The sequence below is a fragment of the Hymenobacter sp. YIM 151858-1 genome, from assembly GCF_025979705.1.
GTDB lineage: Bacteria > Bacteroidota > Bacteroidia > Cytophagales > Hymenobacteraceae > Solirubrum.
In genome coordinates, this window is record NZ_CP110136.1 from 423,799 (window position 1) to 438,338 (window position 14,540).

The 14,540-nt window shown below is 61.4% G+C and carries 13 protein-coding genes; 6 read left to right on the forward strand and 7 right to left on the reverse strand.

The window, feature by feature from the left end:
- The first annotated feature begins 71 nt into the window (after window positions 1-71).
- Window positions 72-830 carry an OBAP family protein gene (locus OIS50_RS01745; protein ID WP_264692612.1) on the forward strand — a complete coding sequence of 253 codons (759 nt, stop codon included), beginning with the start codon at window positions 72-74 and terminating at the stop codon, window positions 828-830.
- Between the two features lie 213 nt (window positions 831-1,043).
- Here the strand turns inward: OIS50_RS01745 and OIS50_RS01750 are convergent, their stop codons facing one another.
- The 3 genes from OIS50_RS01750 to OIS50_RS01760 all read right to left on the reverse strand — a co-directional run bounded on the left by OIS50_RS01750 (window position 1,044) and on the right by OIS50_RS01760 (window position 2,911).
- Window positions 1,044-1,523: a hypothetical protein gene (locus OIS50_RS01750; protein ID WP_264692613.1), complete on the reverse strand. Its 480-nt coding sequence runs from the start codon at window positions 1,521-1,523 to the stop codon at window positions 1,044-1,046.
- Window positions 1,524-1,774: 251 nt separating this feature from the next.
- Window positions 1,775-2,311 carry a 2'-5' RNA ligase family protein gene (locus tag OIS50_RS01755; RefSeq protein ID WP_264692614.1) on the reverse strand — a complete coding sequence of 179 codons (537 nt, stop codon included), beginning with the start codon at window positions 2,309-2,311 and terminating at the stop codon, window positions 1,775-1,777.
- Window positions 2,312-2,320: 9 nt separating this feature from the next.
- Window positions 2,321-2,911, reverse strand: a complete 591-nt coding sequence (locus OIS50_RS01760; RefSeq protein ID WP_264692615.1) for a DUF1572 domain-containing protein — start codon at window positions 2,909-2,911, stop codon at window positions 2,321-2,323.
- A 122-nt stretch (window positions 2,912-3,033) separates the two neighbouring features.
- On the opposite strand from OIS50_RS01760, the gene OIS50_RS01765 reads away from it, so the two are divergent.
- Window positions 3,034-5,226, forward strand: a complete 2,193-nt coding sequence (locus tag OIS50_RS01765; protein WP_264692616.1) for an AsmA family protein — start codon at window positions 3,034-3,036, stop codon at window positions 5,224-5,226.
- Window positions 5,227-5,337: 111 nt separating this feature from the next.
- Here OIS50_RS01765 and OIS50_RS01770 read toward each other — a convergent pair whose 3' ends face one another.
- On the reverse strand, window positions 5,338-8,094 hold the full coding sequence (locus OIS50_RS01770; RefSeq protein WP_264692617.1) for a S8 family peptidase: 2,757 nt from the start codon (window positions 8,092-8,094) through the stop codon (window positions 5,338-5,340).
- A 118-nt stretch (window positions 8,095-8,212) separates the two neighbouring features.
- On the opposite strand from OIS50_RS01770, the gene OIS50_RS01775 reads away from it, so the two are divergent.
- Window positions 8,213-8,425: a hypothetical protein gene (locus tag OIS50_RS01775; RefSeq protein ID WP_264692618.1), complete on the forward strand. Its 213-nt coding sequence runs from the start codon at window positions 8,213-8,215 to the stop codon at window positions 8,423-8,425.
- A gap of 251 nt (window positions 8,426-8,676) precedes the next feature.
- A complete protein-coding gene (locus OIS50_RS01780; RefSeq protein WP_264692619.1) occupies window positions 8,677-9,438 on the forward strand; it encodes an acyl-CoA desaturase in 762 nt (253 codons plus the stop codon).
- 71 nt (window positions 9,439-9,509) lie between these two features.
- On the opposite strand, the gene OIS50_RS01785 is transcribed toward OIS50_RS01780, so the two are convergent.
- A complete protein-coding gene (locus OIS50_RS01785) occupies window positions 9,510-10,613 on the reverse strand; it encodes a PAS domain-containing sensor histidine kinase (RefSeq protein WP_264692620.1) in 1,104 nt (367 codons plus the stop codon).
- A 329-nt stretch (window positions 10,614-10,942) separates the two neighbouring features.
- Here OIS50_RS01785 and OIS50_RS01790 point away from each other — a divergent pair, with 329 nt between their 5' ends.
- Window positions 10,943-11,242: a hypothetical protein gene (locus OIS50_RS01790; RefSeq protein WP_264692621.1), complete on the forward strand. Its 300-nt coding sequence runs from the start codon at window positions 10,943-10,945 to the stop codon at window positions 11,240-11,242.
- Window positions 11,243-11,329: 87 nt separating this feature from the next.
- On the opposite strand, the gene OIS50_RS01795 is transcribed toward OIS50_RS01790, so the two are convergent.
- On the reverse strand, window positions 11,330-11,602 hold the full coding sequence (locus OIS50_RS01795; protein ID WP_264692622.1) for a hypothetical protein: 273 nt from the start codon (window positions 11,600-11,602) through the stop codon (window positions 11,330-11,332).
- Window positions 11,603-11,894: 292 nt separating this feature from the next.
- Entirely contained in the window at window positions 11,895-13,394 is a 1,500-nt protein-coding gene (locus tag OIS50_RS01800) for a S8 family serine peptidase (protein ID WP_264692623.1), read from the reverse strand.
- A 463-nt stretch (window positions 13,395-13,857) separates the two neighbouring features.
- Here OIS50_RS01800 and OIS50_RS01805 point away from each other — a divergent pair, with 463 nt between their 5' ends.
- Window positions 13,858-14,187 carry a hypothetical protein gene (locus OIS50_RS01805; RefSeq protein WP_264692624.1) on the forward strand — a complete coding sequence of 110 codons (330 nt, stop codon included), beginning with the start codon at window positions 13,858-13,860 and terminating at the stop codon, window positions 14,185-14,187.
- Window positions 14,188-14,540 lie beyond the last annotated feature (353 nt).

The following is a 14,540-nucleotide window of genomic DNA, read 5'->3' on the forward strand; positions in this document are numbered from 1 at the left end:
GAAAGCTCGCCCGAACGCCGGCCTAGGTGGTACGTAAGCAAAGCATCGTCACCACCATCCGAAGGAGCTATATGAAAACATCTATCCGATGCTTGCAGGCCGTTGCGGCCGCTTTGCCCTTGCTGCTCAGTGCCTGCGGCGACCAAAACACCAAGTCGCCGGTGCAGGCGCCGGGCGCCGAGAAATCGGTGAAAACCAAAGTGCTGGAGGCCGGCGCCGACGTGCTGCAGGGCAAAGCCCCGCTGCGCCAGCTGGATATGTACCTCGACGGCTTTCACTTTTACAGCGGCCGCATGAACGAGCAGATGGAGGCGCACCACTTCTGCCAGAAGCTAAACGAAGACGTGACGCAGTGCGTGATTTACGACGGCAACGAAGCCGGCGCCAAAATCATGGGCATCGAGTACATTATTTCGGGGCGCTTGTTCGAGAGGCTGCCGGCCGAGGAAAAGAAACTGTGGCACAGCCACAGCTACGAGGTGAAATCGGGCACGCTGGTGGCGCCGGGCATACCCGAAGTAGCCGAGCACGAGCTGATGGAGCAGATTGTGAGCACCTACGGCAAAACCCTGCACACCTGGCATACCGATAAAGACAAGGAACTGCCCTACGGCGGCCCGCAGCTGATGATGGGCTTTACCCAGGACGGCCAGGCCGACACCGCCATGATTGCCCGCCGCGACCAGCGCCTAGGTGTGTCGAGCAAGGAGAACCGCAGGCGGCGCGCCGACATTGTGGCCCCGCCCGTGCTGCCCGGCGCCAACGCCTGGGAGAAAGGCGAGGTGCGCCAGTTCAGCATCAGCAACCAAGCCGGCAGCCACAGCCACTAACCGAACGACAAACTCCCCTCCTCAGCTGAGGAGGGGACGCGGCGGTTTACCGCCGCTGGGGTGGTTGACAATCGTTGCTGACGCCCGCGCCATCCGCCTGCCAGGCCTGCCACCCGCCCCACCTGCTTAAACCACCTAGGGCCCCGAAGCACAAGCGCCTGCCCCAGTAGCTGGAGCAGGCGCGTGGTGTTGAAGCTGACCTAGGGCCGGAACCTAGAAGCGGAACAGCGGGCGGGCCGGGTTCCAGATGCCCCACGGAATCATGAGCAGCACCAGCAGCAAGGCGATGCCGAAGTAAATGGCGGCGCGGCGGTGCTTGGTCACGTCGTCGGCGGGCTTTTTGGAAAGCGAGCGGCCGATTTGGGCAAACACCACGGCCAAAATCATGGTGGTAATGTGCTCCACGCCCCAGAAGCGGGCGGCGGGGTCTTTCATTACGGCGCCCATGCCACCGGCGGCTTCCATGCCTTTTACGCCGAAGGGGCTGAGGGCAAAGTACAGAATCAGGCCGAGCAGCAGCTGCAGGTGCATCGAGCCCACAAACGAGGCGCCCATGCCGTTGTCGGCACCGGTGTAGGGCTTGCGGCCCAGCCAACCCGAAAGGGCACGGAACAGCGCAATCAGACCAAAAATCAGCACTAGCCAGCGCGACCAGGAGTGCAGCAGCAGTACAATGGAGTAGGCGGACGTCATAGGTAGCAGGTTGGTGAGGCGGTAAAGGTAAGGAGTACTTGGTATTGCGTATTGGGTATAGAGACAAGAGAAAAAGTGCGTAGTGGCGCAACCCGGGCCCTAGGTCGGCCATACGCAGCTAACAGCTAACAGCTAACAGCTAACAGCTAACAGCTAACAGCTAACAGCTAACAGCTAACAGCTAACAGCTAACAGCTAACAGCTAACAGCTAACAGCTAACAGCTAACAGCTAACAGCTAACAGCTAACAGCTAACCTTCCAGCGGATACACTTCCTCGGGAATAAACTGCTCGCCTTCTTGCCGCAAAATGGCCAGGTTGCTGATGCGCAGCTTCAGGTTGTAGGTTTGCTCGTTGAGGTACTGCAGCACGGGGCCCAGCAGCTCGGGGGTAGTATCGTGCAGGGCCAGCGAAATGTGCGGCAGCCACAGCTCGGGCGTGCTGAATTTGTCGGTGCGCTGGCAGAGCGGGGCAGTGGCGGCCAGCAGGCGGGTGTGCAGGCGGTTGAGCTCCTCGGAGCGCAGCACCGGGATGTAGATAACCGGATTGGGCCCCGGAAATAGCCCCAGGCCCGTGGTAAAAGCTTCGAAGGGCGGGGTGGTGGCGGCTACGTCTTCGAGCACCCGCTTTAAGGACTCGTGCTGGCTTACGCCGGCCAGCAGGTAGGTAATGTGCGGGTCGGGGGTGTCCTGCACGTCGTCGAGGCCGAACTCATCTTCCAGGCTCTGAATGATGCCGTTGATCAGGGACGCGTTCTGCGGATTGAGCAGGGAAGTAATTGCTAGCATATGCCGGGCTTAAACTGCCGATTGGCCCCGAAGGTTAAGGCCGGGATTGGCTTGCCGGCGCATGGCGGCGTTGAATTGCTCGCTTTGCCCGCGCGGAATACTGAGGGTTTGCCACGCTTCGCCCCGTATTTGCTTAGCCAATTGCACCAGCTGCCCGGTGTGGTAGGCGTAGTGGGTTGCTTGCCGCTGCAGCGCACCCAGGGCCGTGTAGGGCTCCTGCCTGATGTACACCGTGCGCAGCCAATCGGCGGGGTGCTGCTCCAGGTGCTCGAGCACGGCCCACAAAACCGGCCATGCCTGCTGCCACTGCTGTTGTAGCTCGGCCACGGCCGCGGGCGAGGTTGGCTCCTCGAATTCCTGGTCGCGGTGGCGGTCGGGTTTTTCGCCGTCGGAGGTCCAGAAGTCGGTAAAGCGCGAGCGAAGGTTGCCCACCAGGTGCTGTACCAGCACGGCCGCGCTGTTGGCCTCGGGGCCGGGGCGCCACAGCCATTGCTCGGGCGTAAGCTGTGCCAGGGCCTTATCGGCAAGTGCCTGGTATTGCTGAAAGCTATGGCGCACGGCTGCCAGCAAGCCGGCCGCCAGCGCATCGGGGGCTGACATAAGCAGTTGCAATTGGGTAGGAAATGCGGGCGCTAAGGTATACGCCTGGTTGGCATTGCGCCCCAACATCGGCCGCGGCAGCGGGTTTTTCGTTTACGCACTGCCCGACCGCCCCAATGCCCATGCCCGATACCCCCGCAACCCCGCACGCCGAAGTTGCTGCCCGCGCCCGGCCGCGCCGGCCAAGGCGTTGGCTTTGGTGGGTAGGCGGCGCGGTACTACTGCTGGTTGGGCTGGTGGCTGTAGGTTTAACCATGCTCGACCCCTGGCTGCGCCGCACGCTGCAGGAGCAGGTAGCCCGCAAAACCCACGGGCAGTACGAGCTGCGCATTGGGGCCCTGCGCACCAGCTTGCGCCAAGGCTCGCTCACGCTGCGCAACGTGTGGGTGCGGCCTGCTGGTTGGCCCAAGCACAAGCAGCCGGCCAGCCAGCCCGCCCCGTGGCTGCTGCTTACCGTCGACTATGTGCGCGTGGGTGGTGTGAGCCTGGGTGCGTTGCTGAAGGGCGAGCTGGTGGCTGTAGATACAGTGTTGATCGAAACCGTGCGGGCGCGCGTGCTCGGTACACCCGCCAAGCCCGGCGGCAACCAGTCCTTGCACGAGCAGCTGCCTAAGCGCATACCGGGTATCCGCATCGGGCATTTTGCGTTGCGCGATGTGCGCGTGGCTTCGGGCCAGCGGGGGCAAGAGCGCACCCAACTGCGGCAAGGCAACCTCGTGGCGCAGGATATCCTCATCAGCCGCGGCGGTGCTTCCGACTCAACCCGCCTTGGGTACGCTTCAGCTTTCGAGATGAATGCCATTAGGCTCGAGGCGCAGGTGCCCGGCCACCACGTGCGCCTAGGTGCGGCGCGCTTTAGCAGCCGTAGCCGGCAGCTCCAACTCGATTCGTTGCGCGTGGTGCCTGTGGCCGATAAGCAGGCCAAGCCAGGCAGCACAAAGGCCGATTTGTGGTTGCCCCAGGTGCGGCTAAGCGGCCTGCAGCCCAAATTGCTGCCGCGCCGCGTGCTGCAGGCCGATTCGCTGCGCGTGGTGGCTATGCGCCTGCACGTGGCCGCGCCGGCAACGCCGCCCCCGCCGCTGCATAAAATGCTGGCGCCTTACCTGCAGCGCGTGCAGGTGCAGCACGTGCACCTAGGGCAGGGCCAGCTGCGCGTAACGCGCGTTTCCATGCTGCCCGAAGTGCGCGACCTGAACATTGTGGGCACCAACATCCGCATCGACTCCCTAGCCGCCCAGGATGCCCGACGGGTGCTGTACGCCCGCAACTGGCAAGTACGCACCGGCCCCGCACAGCTCCGCCTCGATGGCCCTTATTACCGCATGCGCACCGAGCACCTAGGGCTGAGTACCCGCGGGCAGCAGCTGCGCATTACGGGCCTCTTGGTTCAGCCCACCATGGGCCCCGAAGCTTTGGCCCGCAGCAAAGGGCACCAGGCCTCGCACGTTACGTTTCGGCTACCGGAGCTGCGCGTAACCGGGCTCGACTTTGGGGCGCTGGAACGGCGCAAGGCCGTGCTGATGCAGGAAATCGAGCTGTGCAACCCGCGCATGCACATCATCAGCAACTCCAAACACCCCATTAACCCCAACCCCTCGGTGGTAACGCCCGAAAACGTGGGCAAGCTGCCGTTTCGGCTCGATGTGCGCACGCTGCGCGTGCGCAACTTCGATATGCGCTTCACCTTCACGGGCAAGCGGGCCTTGCGGCCGGGGCATTTTACCATTACGCGCCTCAACGGGGTGGGCACCAACATCAGCAACAACCCCAAGCGCATGCGTGCGGGCCACCCCGCCATGCTGCAGGCCACGGCCTACCTAGGGGGGCGGTGCCGCATGCAGGCCAAAGCCTGGGTGCCCTTGCTCGATGCCAACGGCACGCACCGCTTAGAGGGCACTTTCGGCCCCACGCCCTTCGCGCTGCTCAACCCCGTAACCGAGCCCACCCGCTTTGCCCGGTTCGAGCGGGGGCAGCTGCACGGGCTGCGGGCCACGCTGCTGGTAAACCGCCGCGAGGTAACCGGCGCCATGTGGGCCCGCTACTCCAACCTGAAAGTGGATTTGCTGAGCCGCCGCGGGGGCGGGGCCGATCGGCAGAAGCTGCTGACCAAAGTGGTATCGAAGGTGAGCAACGTGCTGGTGGTGCGCGACGACAACCCGCGCAGCAAAGGCAGGCCGCTGGAGCCCGGCAAAATTCGCTCCGACCGCAACCTGCACTACGGCGTGTTTTCGGTGTGGCTGCAGGGCATGAACAGCGGCCTGCTCAACAGCGTAGGCGTGCCCAGCAAAATGGCCGAAGAAATCAGCGAGCTGTAGCGCCTAGGTGCCCGGCCGTTCTGAGGGGCAGTAGCACCTGGGGCGTAGGTATAAAAAAGAACGGCCCGGAACACGCGTTCCGGGCCGTTGCAGTATGCGAAGCAATGGTGCTTAGCGCGTCAGGATAAGGCGTCCGCTCTGGGTTTTGGCGCCGGTCGAGAGCTTGTAGAGGTAGGTGCCAGCAGGCAGCTTGGCGCCATCGAAGGTGTGCTGATGGAAGCCAGCGCTTTGTTGGGCATTCACTACGGTTTCAACCTTGCGGCCCATCACATCATACACCTCCAGGCGTACGGGGGCGGCCTCGGCCAGCTGGTAGGTGAATACCGTGCGCTGCGCGAAGGGGTTGGGCGCGGCGTACACCGGCGCATCAATGGCCGGAGCGGTTTCAGTGGCCGTGCGAGCAGCAGTTGCCGAGGCGGTGCTGGCGGCAGCGTCAACCGGGGCAGAGGTCCACTGATCGTGGGTGCGCGTTACGATTACGGCAAAGTCGGCCCGCTTTACCTTTTGCTGCGGCTTAAAGGTGGCGTGCAGCGTGGGCTGCAAATCGTAGGGGCCTTGCATTACGCTGTAGTAAGCGTTGATGATGTTCATATCCAGAGCCACTTGCACGTAGCCTTCGAGGCCGGCCGGAATTTGCGCCGCATCATCAATAGCAATACGTTGGCCGTTTACCTCCACCGTTACGGGGCCGGTGGCTTGCTGGGCTTTGTTTTGCAGCCCCAGGCTTTGCACCAGCGAGTAAGCCAGGCTAGCCCGCGTAACAACTGCGTTCGGAGCAAACACACCGGGCGAAACCGGCTGCATCACGCCGTTTTGCACGTGGTACCGGTCGCGGAGCGCCGCGCCGCGGGCCGTTACCGACTCGGCCAGCAGCGCCTGCACGCCCGTTACGTCGCCGAAGGAGTTGGCGCCGCTCACCGGCAGGTACTGGCGCACGGCCTGGCCCATCAGCAGATAGTCGGCCAGCTGAATGCGGCTCAGGTCTTGGTCGGGCTTAAAGCCGTTGCTGAGGCCATCCATCAGGCGTTTGCTGACGGCCAACTGAATCGAGGTTTCGGCCGGGTGGCCAGCGGCGTCGCCTAGGCCCGTGGCACCTAGGGCTTTGTTCAGGGCGATGGTACCCGAAACGGTTTCGGGCAGCGCGGCGCCTTGCAGGCCATCGAGGCGCACCGTCCAGGTGCCGGCTTCGGGGCTGGCTACGGCCACCGCGCGGCCGGGGCTGGTGGCAAACAGCACCGAAATGCCCGAGGCGTAGCGCTTACCGCTCGGCGAAAGCAGCACCAGGTTTACGGGGTTGCCGGTTTCGCCCAGCAGGCCGGTTACTTTGCAGCTAACCTCCAGCGACGACGTGCCGGCCGGTACCGCAAACGTTTGGCTGTTGGTGGCGGTGGTAGCCGGGTTGAAGTTGATGGTAAAGGGCGCGCTCGAAACGGCCGAGTTCACGCTGCTGTTGAAGGCGCGCTTGGCATTTACCGTGGGGCCGTAGCCAGCAGCCCGGAAGGCGCGGTCGACGGCGGCGTAGGCGTTGGCCATGCCGTGGCCAATTTCCCACGACTCGCGGTTGGGCAGGTTGGTAGCGGTTTGCTCCAGAATGCTTTTAACCTCGGCCGGCGTCAGGTTGGGGTTGGCGTCCAGCATCAGGGCCACGATACCGGCCACGTGCGGCGCCGCCATGGAGGTGCCCGTAAGGTGCGTGTAGAAGGGCACGTGGGCCGGCTCCAGGTTTTCAACGTCCTGCTGGGTGCTCAGCACCCCAACCGGCGACACGGCGCGCGTCGAGACGATATCGGTGCCGGGGGCCGTTACGGTCGGCTCATCGCGCCACGGCAGGGTTTGGCCGTCAATGGTTACCGTGCCGCTTACGCCCTTACGGCCGCGCGACGACGAGGGCGCCAGCACGCCCGCTTTATCGGAGTTGGCCACCGTAATTACCCACGGCGCCTTTTTGTAGTTGCCGGTAATGGTGCCCGAGCCCGCGCCCGAGTTGCCGGCCGAAAACACCACCACAATGTTGCGGTCGACGCAGCGCTTGGTGGCAATGGTGATGGGGTCGGCAGGGTTCGGCTCGGTGGCAATGTCGGAGGTAGTGCCGAAGGAGTTGGTGATAACCCGGATGTTGTACTGGAACTGGTTTACCAGCGCGTAATCGAAGGCGCCCACCACATCCAGAATAAACAAGCCCGCGCCGGTGCCGTAGCCGATGAGGTCGGCGCCGGGGGCCACGCCGGCGTGCTTGCCGTTGGAGGCCGCGCCCGTGGCGCCTACAATGCCGGCTACGTGCGTGCCGTGGCCACCGGTTTGGTCGGTGTTCGGGATGTTCTCCAGGTACGTAATCGGCAGCAGCGCATTCTGAGCCTTCAGGTTGGTGGTGCCCAGTACGTTCTGCTTCAGATTTTTACCTAGGGTGTGGTCGGGGTGCGTGCCGTCGATGCCCGAGTCGTTTACTACCACCCCAATGCCCTTGCCCGACACCGGCAACCCGCCGTTGCGCTGGGTAAACAAGGGCTCGAGGCGGGCGCGCTGGGCACCCGTAAGGGCGGTGGCGCCGTCGTTGTCGCGCACCAGCGAGCGGTTCAGGTAAATCGACACCACGTTGGGGTCTTGGGCGAGGCGGTCAATCTGGGCGCTGGTGGCCAGCACGCCCGCTACCGGCAGGGCGCGCATAGTTACGCCCTGCACAATGCCCAGCTGCTGCAGTGCCAGCTTGTTGGCCAGGGTAGGGGCCGAGTTGCCCTTAAACGTTACCACCACCTGATGCAGATCGAGCGGGTTGGTGAGCAGGGGTTGCAGGTGCGAGTCGAGGTAAGCTTGTGCGAAAGTCCCGGTGCTGCCCATCCAGAGCAACACACCGAGTAAAGTTCTTTTCATAGGGAACAGTAGGGGGTTGGTTGTGAGCGGATGTACGCACCCTACTGCGGCGGCGGTTTTCACCTCAACCGTAAATTTTTTAACAAAATCGCAGAATCAGTGTTTATACGTTGGAGGTATGGTAATAATACTTGCGTTTATTATTAATAATGTTAAAATACGCTTTTGGATTCAGCTTGGAATAGCAAAGGGCTCAATTCAGATAGTCATGCTATTACGGCAAAGCAATATTGGCTTAAAGCAAGCCCTGCCGCAAGGCTACCCGTTGGTTGCAACCGGCTGCGGCAAGCCCTGTCGTGTTGCTGCAGCCGCCGAAAAAAAATTGACCTAGGGTTGCCGTGCCTTGCCCGAGAGCAGGCCAAAGGGCTGCTGGTGCGAAACCGGAAAGTGCACCAAAAACCAACCGGGTTTCGTTTACTACGAATACCGGGCGCTGCCCGGCAGCGCAATGCCAAGGCCAATGTCGGGGTTGTTGCGTAAGTTTCGAAAGCAGTTACCGAACCGAAGCAAGCGGACCTACCCCCAAAGGCGCCCAGGTTTCCCTTCCAGACCTGTATTCACGCACTTTTACCGTTTGCCGCCATGATTATCTGGGTCGCCTTTTTCGCGCATTGGTACCTGTCGCTGTTTGCGCAGTCGTTTTTTCAGCACCGCTACGCGGCGCACCGCATGTTTAGCATGCACCCGCTGTGGGAGCGGTTTTTCTTCGTTTTCACGTTCCTCACGCAGGGCTCGAGTTTTATGTCGCCGCGGGGTTATGCGCTGCTGCACCGCATGCACCACGCCTACTCCGATACCGACAAAGACCCCCACTCGCCGCACAACTCCACCAATGCTTTCAGCATGATGTGGAAAACCCGCACCGCCTACCAGGAGGTGCTGAAGGACGAGCACCCCAACGCGCACCGGTTTGCGGGCGGCGACTACCCCGTGTGGCAGGCGCTCGAGGAGTTCGGCAACAAGTGGTACACCCGCGTGGGCTGGGGCGCGGTTTATGTGCTGTTTTACGTGGCGTTTGCCACGGCCTGGTGGCAGTATTTGCTGCTGCCCATTCACTTCGCCATGGGGGCCGTGCACGGCGCCATCGTTAACTGGGGCGGCCACAAGTACGGCTACCAGAACTTCGACAACCACGACAAGTCGCGCAACTCCCTGTTCTTCGACTTCCTGACCGGCGGCGAGCTGTTCCAAAACAACCACCACAAGCTGCCGTTGCGCGTCAATTTCGGCGTGAAATGGTGGGAGCTTGACCCCACGTACCCCGTCATCTGGACCTTGGATAAGCTGCACATCGTGCGGATTAAGCGCAAAGCGGGCCAAGACAGCGTTCCGCTGGCGGCCTAGGTGCTGCCAGATGCAATGTGCGCGGCCGGCGGCTACCCCTAGGTGGCAGCCGGCCGCTGTGTTTCAGGGGGCTAGTCGTTATCGGACAGCGGGGCCGAGGCAGGTAGCTCGATGCAAAAAGAGGAGCCCTTGTTTTCTTCGCTCCGGAAGGTGATGCGGCCCTCGTGCAGCCCCACAATGGTTTTGATAACCGACATACCCAGGCCGGTGGTTTTTTCGCCGCGCAGGCCCGGCCGGCGCGCTTTCGTAAACTTATCGAAGAGCAGGGGCTGCAGGTTTTCGGGTATGCCAATGCCGTCGTCGGATACGCTGACGCGCACATGGGTACCCGCGGGCTCTACTTTAACGGTGATGTGGCCGCCGTCGTGGGTGAACTTGATGGAGTTGGAAATCAGGTTGTTGAGCACCTGCTCGAACTTGTTTTTATCGCAGCTGACGTAGATAGGGTCGGAGGGCGCGATGAAATGGAAATGCTTGTCGAGCTTCTGGGCCGAGCGTTGGTATTCCTCCACCACGGTGTTCACCCAGGCCACCATATCAACCCGCTCGCGCTTCAGCACCACGCTGGCCGATTCCATAAACTCCTGATCCACGAAGTCGCGGATCAGATCGACGCTGTCCTTGCAGGTTTCGTGCAGCAGCCGAATCAGCTCGTTCAAAGTAGCATCCTGGTACACGGCCGATTGCTGGGCAATGTGCTCGGCCAGCTGTTGGGCCACTACCAACGGGCCCGCCAAATCGTGCGACAGGATTTCGAGCGTGGCGTTCTTCTTGGCGTTGTACTTGTGCGCATTATCCATGTACTGCTTCGTGCGGGTAATGTCCTGCGCCGAGCCGCTGATGTACGCGCGGTTATCGGGGCCCAGCACGCGCACGGCCGTAAGGCAGAGCCACTGCCGGCGGCCATCCGGGTGTTTCAGGCGCAGCTCCAGGTCTTCTATCAGTTGGCCGTTGGGGGCTTGCGCCAGCTTATCGGCCAGAAACTCCAGGTCGTCGGGGTGCATGCGGGCTTTCAGCTCCGGCAGCTCCTCGTTCACCAGCTCGGGGCTGCCGCCAAACACGCGCGCGTAGGCCGGGCTGACGTAGGTCAGGCGGCGCGCATGCAAATCATAAGCGTAGTAAACCACTTGGCCGTGCTCGGCAAGAGGGGCAAATAGCAGCGAAAAATCAATCATGGGATTAGGCTACAAGAATGGTGAGTGTACCATATTCCTGCTGGTATTGTTGTATTTGCTGCAGGCTTGGGAGGCTAAAAAGGCAGACAGCACGGCCGCAGCCGTGTAAAATGGCGTGGCCGCACCAAAATGACGCAACGGCGGTAAGTAGTTCCGGCCTGCCAAAATCAGCAATTATCGGAGGGGCAAACCCGTATAAATCGTGGACCTAGGGCCCGATGAATGCCGTTTAAGGCAGTGTTGGTTGGCCGGGCGGCGGGGTATTCCGTAAGAGGGCCCGGCTACAACGCTACTTGTATCATCTTTCATCTTGGGCATTTTCTGCCGTTATGCAACCTGCATCAGCTATTCAGCTACACCTCGTACCGGCGGGGCGTCGGCTCGATTTCAACGTCAGCCCGGGCAACTACGCTTACGTTTACCGCCGCTGCCGCAACCAGGAGTGGCAATGCGTGGCCCACAACGCCTGCAGCCCCTACCTCGATAAGGCCCCGATTGAACCCAGCGCCGCGCCCGAGTACATGGTGCACTACCGCAACGCCGACGGCACCGTTACGGCTGCCACCGACGTGGTGCGCGCCGACCCGGCCGGTATGCCACGCACCACCAGCTGGATTAACCTCGCCTAGGTAGCCCGGGGCTGCATTGGCCCTTGGGCTTTGTTACCACGTATCCAGCCAACGCGAAAGGGGCAAGCCGAGCTTGCCCCTTTCGCGTTAATGGTAAAACAGCTTTTCTTCCTTCGTGATGTTCCAGTAGTACAGCATTTTGCCTTGCTCATCGGAGTAGCGCGGATCGGTGATGGTGCCCCAGTTCATGATGGAGCAGTTGGCCTCGAGGTGCACCGTTTTTTCCTTTGATTGGGCGATGGTGCGCAGGGCCTCTACCTCGCAGTTGTTTTCGAGCAGGTTGGAGCGGTCGTGGGCGGAGTAAAACCACGTGAGGCCCACCAGCAACGCGAGGTACCCGTACCGCCATGCGCCCCGCAAATGGTAAATTTATGCATGCACCCGATACGCCATGTGTCGACTGGGTATTGGAGTTGGCCATAGATGGGCACCTTTGGAAGAGCACATTGATGCAGCAACGTGCAGATTTGACAGAGTAAGGGTATCGGCGGCAAATATCCAACAATGCCCGAGGATAGCTGTGCTGCCCGCTGCGAATCTGCCGCAATACGGCAATGGCCCGGCCGCTTGGGGTGCCCCCGAATGCCACAGCCCCCTAGGTCGGCTTGCTGACCTAGGGGGCTGTGGGTGTTATCGGGCTGATAAGAGCCGCTTACTGCACCGGCGAAACGGCCCGCAGGGCATTCAGGCGGCCGTAGCCGTAATACGGGTCGCGGCCGGGCTTGCCCAGGTCGTCGGCCGAGGCGCGCAGGGCGGCTTCTACCTGCGCCGGCGCCAGCTGGCCGCCGTGCTGCCCAATAATCAGGGCGGCTACGCCCGCCGCGTGGGGCGCCGCCATGCTCGTGCCCGCCGACCAGGTGTAGCCGCCGGCGCGGTTCGTGCTCAGCACCATGTCGAAAGCCCACACGTTCGAGCGGAAGCCCCGGAAGTTCACCAGCTCGTTGGTGGGGTAGGAGTAGTCGCCGCCCGGCGCGGCAAACGTGACATCGGCGGTGCCGTAGTTGGTGTAGGCGGCCATGCGGTCGAGGTTGGTGCCGGGCAGGTTGTTGGCCCAGCCCATGGGGGCCGTGGCCGAAATGGAAATCACGCCCGGCGAGGTGGCGGGCACGTTCACGAGGTTGCCGTCTTTGTTGCCGTCGTTGGCATCGTTGCCGGCGGCGGCAATTACCGTTACGCCTTGCTGGCGGGCGTAGCTAGTGGCTTTGCCGATGGCGACCAGCAGCTCCTGAATCTCGCGGGTTTCGTTGACCAGCGCGTCGTCGGCGGGGTTGTCGGGCGTGCCGTTGTCGTCGAGGTAGCGGTTGTTGCGCGGCACGGCCGCTCCCAGGCTCAGGTTGATGACATCGGCCTGCTGGGCTACGGCGTAGTAAATGCCGTTAATCATCCAGGAGAACGAGCCGGAGCCGTTGTCGTTCAGCACTTTCACCAGTATCAGCTTGGCATCGGGCGCCACGCCCACCACGCCGCGGTTGTTATCGACGGCGGCTACGGTGCCGGCCGTGTGCGTGCCGTGGCTAAAGGCCATGCCCATAAATTGCGTGGGCTCGGTGGGTACAAACGAGCGGCTGGCCACGATGTTTGCCTGCAGATCGGGGTGCTGCAGATCGAAGCCACCATCGAGCACCGCTACGCGCACGTTCTGGCCGCGGGCGCCCTTGCTCCAGGCCTGTGGCACCTGCATAGCCTCGAAACCCCACTGCAGGGCAAAGAAAGGGTTGGTGCTACCTAGGGCCGTGCCGGCGGCCGCAGCGCTGGCATCGGCATCGAGGGTACGAGGCTGTGGGTTGTAGCCCTGGTAGCTGAAATCGTGGATAACCGAGCGTACGCCTTCGATTTTGGCCGCTTTGCTGGCAAACTCCGGATCGGTGGAGGTAGCGGTGGCCAGTCCTATTTCCGGTAGCTCGGCCGTGAGCTGGCCGTTGGCCGAGGCCGTTTTGCCCTGCAGGTCGGCGGGCAGCTTATCGGTAGCCGAAAGGATGATGTACTGGTGCGCCCGCCGAACAAAAGCCGATGCGCCGGAAGTTGCGGCCGCATTGCTGGCCTGTGCGGTTGTGCTGGCGGGGGCTACCTCGTGCTTGTTGCAGCCGGTGGTAAATAGCAGACCTAGGCAGGTCGTGGTAATAGCAGCGACGTGGAATAGGTTGTTTTTCATGCGCTTAGCTTGAGGGATTTGGAATACCCCAAGTGAGGCATTTGTCTAATCATATCAAAACAGTACAATCAACTAGTTATAAAATCACAATAATAATTATCTATATAGTGGCTGATGCGTTTTAACTAATCAAAGACCGGACTAGCTTACAAGCATAGAATGCCAGTTTGCGTAAGGCTTGTTTCTGTCGGGCTTGTTAGGGGCTTTTTGGTAAAATGCAATTGACTGAATTGGGTTATGTTGCTGATACATAAAACGCAAGCACAGCAGCAAGCCAACTGGGCAGCCAAATGCCAACGCGCAGATCTGGCGCAGAACATAGGACTTGCTACACTGCGCTGCCGAGACAAGTGAGGCCAGGCCATCGACCAGCTCGTCAATTGCTCGTATAAGGAGCTGTCAGCGGCATTGTTCGCCTCGTTGCGGGCGCGCTGCAACCCCATTCATACCAACTTTCGGCCTTATGCCTACCACACCCAACTTCCCGCACCAGCCCAACGACGAAGCTCCGCGCAAACCCGGCACCGACGCCCGCGTGAACGACGGCTCGAACGATAACCCCGACGAGTTCAGCGAATTCCGCAAATCCGGCTCGTCTGCTACCGAAGACTACTCCCGCGAAAGCCGCCAAGCCGACCCTGCGCAGCAGCCTGGCCACGTAGAGCAAAACCAGAACCCCGAAGGCGTAGCCGCCGCCCAAAACGCCTCTTACGACGAGCAGCGCGAAGCCTGGGCCGACGACGACCCACGCTACGGCAGCGGCCCCCGGCCCGATACGGGCAGTGGTGCTTAAGCATTGATAGCGCAACCGGTTACCGGTTCTTATGCTAACAGCAAAACCCGCGTTCTACTGAGTAGAACACGGGTTTTTGCTTTCCGAATCGGAGACGTAAGCGGTTAAAAACAAGTAAGTCAGTGATTCGAAACAACCGTGCTGGAAGTAAAAAAGCCGCTTCGGCTTGGACTAGATAAGCGGCCAATTGGAGCGCAATAGCAGATTAGCAAGGGCCTGTAAATAACCCTCCGCCCAAACGCCGTACCTTTGCCGTTCCTGCGCTGCAAGGTATCTACATGATTTCCATCTCGAATCTAATATGGTGGGATGATAAAATACTCTGTTTACAAAAACCTTGTTTTTGCCTTGTT

Bases quoted from the DNA above. Each gene is read 5' to 3' on its own strand.
- OIS50_RS01775 (WP_264692618.1), top strand. From the start codon at position 8,213: ATGGTAATAATACTTGCGTTTATTATTAATAATGTTAAAATACGCTTT.
- OIS50_RS01750 (WP_264692613.1), bottom strand. From the start codon at position 1,523: ATGACGTCCGCCTACTCCATTGTACTGCTGCTGCACTCCTGGTCGCGC.
- OIS50_RS01800 (WP_264692623.1), bottom strand. From the start codon at position 13,394: ATGAAAAACAACCTATTCCACGTCGCTGCTATTACCACGACCTGCCTA.
- OIS50_RS01805 (WP_264692624.1), top strand. From the start codon at position 13,858: ATGCCTACCACACCCAACTTCCCGCACCAGCCCAACGACGAAGCTCCG.
- OIS50_RS01770 (WP_264692617.1), bottom strand. From the start codon at position 8,094: ATGAAAAGAACTTTACTCGGTGTGTTGCTCTGGATGGGCAGCACCGGG.
- OIS50_RS01765 (WP_264692616.1), top strand. From the start codon at position 3,034: ATGCCCGATACCCCCGCAACCCCGCACGCCGAAGTTGCTGCCCGCGCC.
- OIS50_RS01790 (WP_264692621.1), top strand. From the start codon at position 10,943: ATGCAACCTGCATCAGCTATTCAGCTACACCTCGTACCGGCGGGGCGT.
- OIS50_RS01760 (WP_264692615.1), bottom strand. From the start codon at position 2,911: ATGTCAGCCCCCGATGCGCTGGCGGCCGGCTTGCTGGCAGCCGTGCGC.
- OIS50_RS01745 (WP_264692612.1), top strand. From the start codon at position 72: ATGAAAACATCTATCCGATGCTTGCAGGCCGTTGCGGCCGCTTTGCCC.
- OIS50_RS01780 (WP_264692619.1), top strand. From the start codon at position 8,677: ATGATTATCTGGGTCGCCTTTTTCGCGCATTGGTACCTGTCGCTGTTT.
- OIS50_RS01785 (WP_264692620.1), bottom strand. From the start codon at position 10,613: ATGATTGATTTTTCGCTGCTATTTGCCCCTCTTGCCGAGCACGGCCAA.
- OIS50_RS01755 (WP_264692614.1), bottom strand. From the start codon at position 2,311: ATGCTAGCAATTACTTCCCTGCTCAATCCGCAGAACGCGTCCCTGATC.